This is a genomic window from Mesorhizobium sp. P3_A9 (assembly GCF_056402975.1).
Map to the genome: position 1 here is coordinate 1 of NZ_JBFUGJ010000498.1, position 3,337 is coordinate 3,337.

3 protein-coding genes are annotated in these 3,337 nt (G+C 59.4%); 1 reads left to right on the top strand and 2 read right to left on the bottom strand.

Translation table 11 applies throughout. The features are described from left to right. Positions 1 to 601: 601 nt before the first annotated feature. Together AC1DX0_RS33265 and rffA are read right to left on the bottom strand one after the other, a co-directional pair. A complete protein-coding gene (locus AC1DX0_RS33265; protein ID WP_477219613.1) occupies positions 602 to 1,297 on the bottom strand; it encodes a WbqC family protein in 696 nt (231 codons plus the stop codon). Positions 1,298 to 1,357: 60 nt separating this feature from the next. Then, entirely contained in the window at positions 1,358 to 2,530 is a 1,173-nt protein-coding gene (gene rffA / locus AC1DX0_RS33270; RefSeq protein ID WP_477358603.1) for a dTDP-4-amino-4,6-dideoxygalactose transaminase, read from the bottom strand. 257 nt (positions 2,531 to 2,787) lie between these two features. Between rffA and AC1DX0_RS33275 the strand changes: the two genes are divergently transcribed. Next, on the top strand, positions 2,788 to 3,337 hold a 550-nt coding region (locus AC1DX0_RS33275), incomplete at its 3' end, for a glycosyltransferase family 2 protein (RefSeq protein WP_477358605.1).

A 3,337-nucleotide genomic window follows, 5' to 3' on the forward strand; every position in this document is an offset into this window, starting at 1 on the left:
CAGTTACGGTGCTCCGATGCTCGTTAAAGCGTCTCCTTTGACCATCAGAACAACTCGCTTTTAGCCAATAGCAACAGTTATAAAAGCCGCACATTAAGTCAACCGACCTACGGCCTATTTGCGATTCGGCCGCAAGTTTCCCTGTACACAAATACTTGATTGACGGAATTTCATCAAATCTGACGTGCGCCTTAACGCCGCTCGCGTCGACAGACGCTGGAACCAACCAGTATGAGAATCTGCATCAATCACGGCGGAGCATGAGGAATTGGCCCGCGCGCCCAAAGTCCTGCATGCAGAATTCAAGCGCGCGGGCAGAAGGAGGTCGGCCGTTTTCCGAGCGCAAAGGGTTTCCTTGACACCTTCCTACATGTCCTAAAACAAGACCCCCAAAGGGAGATAATTGGGTTCTGCGTGGCAGAGACTGAAGTGGCCAATCGCTTCCAGATTGTCCAAACGATCCTTCAGCCGGGCGCGTCAGYTCGCCTCGCGCATCGCCTCTGCCGCCTGCAGATCGACCGACACAAGCTGGCTGACGCCCTGCTCGGCCATGGTCACGGCGAACAGCCGGTCCATGCGCAACAGGGATCCGAAACTAAGCTCACTTGGTGACGAACCGCATGAACCGAGGGGACTGCTTGCCGCAATTGAACAGCAGATCGAGGATCGACACCTGGTGAATGAACCCCTCCCAGAGCTGGGGATAGGCAGGATAGCCCTCGTAGTCGAACCATTCGAGATCGATGCCCTTGAGCTCGAAGATATCAGGCACGATGTAGTCCTTCGCGGACGGCCCGGAAACGTAGACCGTCCCTCCGGCCTGGGCACAAATATCGGCCAACCGCTCGGTTTTGGCACCGTTGAGCTGGTATGCGCTGGACGATGTGATGGCCGTGGTGATCCCCAAATACCCGCATATTGCCGCGATGAAGCAGCGGTTCAGCTCCGATATGTGCGTGTAGTGGCGGCTATAGAGCGGCTCCAGCCATTCGGCTATTTCCGAAAAGCAGCTCGCCCGGCGATAGTTTAGCTGTAGCTGCCGCCAGTGGGATTGAGCCCAGTCGGCGCCGTCTATCTCGGTTTCCACGATCTTCTGAAGGTATTTTCCCTTGGTCACGACAGGCACGGTCAGCCATTGGGCTCCGGCGGGTGTCTTGATCTTGTTGCGATTGCGCCAGTCGCGACGGGTATATTGCATGTCGTCGTAGAGGATGAACTCGTCGACCGACGCGATGAGGTCGAAATATCCCTTCCAGGGGATATAGTTCGATTGGAGAATGGCCACCCGCTTCGTCATCTGCTCGCAGCTTCACCCACCCAAGAATCCCAGGAATAGCTCAACGTCCTTGCGGATTGTTCAGCGGTGACCGGCGCTCAGCACCGCGGCCACGCCCTCCTGGGCGGCGAGACTGAGGCCATACCACAGCGGCAGTCTGATCAGGCGCGCGGCGGCTTCGGTGGTGACGCGCAGGTCGCCGTGGGTCCGGCAGTAGCGTCGGCCCGCCGGCGCTTCGTGCAGCGGAACATAGTGGAAAATGGCGTCGATGCCATTTTCCCGGAGGCGGGCCAGCACGCCACGCCTGTCCACTCCTTCGGGCAGCAGCACGTAGTAGAGGTGCGCATTGTGCTCGCACTCGGCCGGAACGATTGGCCGGCGAAGCTGTCCGGCCTGCTCCAGCGGCGCCAGCAGCTCGTGATAGCGGTTCCATACCCGTAAACGTTCGGCGGTGATCGATTCCGCATCCTCGAGCTGGGCGAGCAGGAATGCCGCCAGCAAATCGCTGGGCAGATAGGAGGAGCCGACGTCCTGCCAGGTGTATTTGTCGACCTCACCACGGAAGAACCGGCTGCGGTCGGTTCCTTTTTCGCGGATGATCTCGGCCCGATGGCTGAGTTCTGGGTCGTTGATCAACAGCGCGCCGCCCTCACCCGAAATCAGGTTCTTGGTCTCATGGAAGCTCAGCGTCCCAAGATCGCCGATGTTGCCGAGCGGCCGCCCCTTGTAGCGCGCCATCGCGCCCTGGGCAGCGTCTTCGACGACCTTCAGCCCGTGCCGGTGCGCGATATCGAGGATGGTGTCCATCTCGCAGCCCACTCCGGCATAGTGGACCACCACGATCGCCCGTGTCCTTGGGGTTATCGCGGCCTCTATCAGGCGCTCGTCGAGATTGAGGGTATCCTCTCTTATGTCGACGAATACCGGCACGCCGCCGCGCAGCACAAACGCATTCGCCGTCGATGTGAATGTGTAGGACGGCATGATGATTTCGTCGCCGGGAACAATATCCAGCAGGAGAGCCGACATCTCCAGCGCCGCCGTGCATGAATGGGTGAGCAGCGCCTTTGCGCACCCGACATGCTCCTCGATCCAGGCATGGCAGCGTTTGGTGAAAGCCCCGTCACCGGACATGTGCTGGGCGACCCGCGCCTCAGCGATGTAGAGCATCTCCCGCCCGGTCAAATGCAGGCGATTGAATGCAACAGGCAGCGACCCGGCAGTCCGCAAAGGCTTGTTCAAAGAATCGGACACTGTCGTCCCCCCGCCAAACGGCGCTACTGGTGTCGCCGAAAGAAAGCACCTCCTGTACTTCAACCAGGACAGTTCCATTAATTGCCGGCTTGAGCAAGCCAACTTGCGAAATTGGATGTGAAGACATCCGATTTTGGCATTGAGGGCGTAGAATGAAGGAAGCCAGGTTGACGGTGTTGCTTTTCCTGGGGCAACGATAGCTGAAATGAGACGTTGGGCGGAAGCGCCTGGCGCGGCAATGGACCGGTTCCCCCGTCATGAAGCTTTCCGTCGTCAGCACGCTCTACAAGTCAGAGCCCTATATCGCCGAGTTTTGCGACCGGGTCTCTGCCGCGGCGCGTCGCCTGGTCGGGGATGAGTTCGAGATCATTCTCGTCAATGACGGCTCTCCCGATGGCAGCCTGGACCTTGCGGTGGCGCGCAGCGTGGTTGATCGGCACGTGACCGTCATCGACCTGTCGCGGAATTTCGGTCACCACAAGGCGATCATGACCGGGCTGGCCCACGCCAAGGGCGATCGGGTGTTCCTCATCGACAGCGATCTCGAGGARGAGCCCGAGTGCCTGCTGCCCTTTGCGGAGCAGATGTCGGAACACAAGCTCGATGTGGTCTATGGGGTGCAGGAAGCTCGCCGTGGCGGCGCCTTTGAACGATGGACCGGCGCGCTATTCTTCACAATCAATGACTGGCTGAGCGACTTCCATCTGCCGCGCAATCTGGTGATCGCGCGGCTGATGACTCGCGCTTACGTCGCCGCGCTCGTCAGCCATCAGGATCATGAGTTTATCATCGCCCATCTGTTTCAGC

What these genes read in the sequence shown, in the direction of transcription:
- AC1DX0_RS33265 (WP_477219613.1), bottom strand. Translation starts at nt 1,297, where the DNA reads ATGACGAAGCGGGTGGCCATTCTCCAATCGAACTATATCCCCTGGAAG.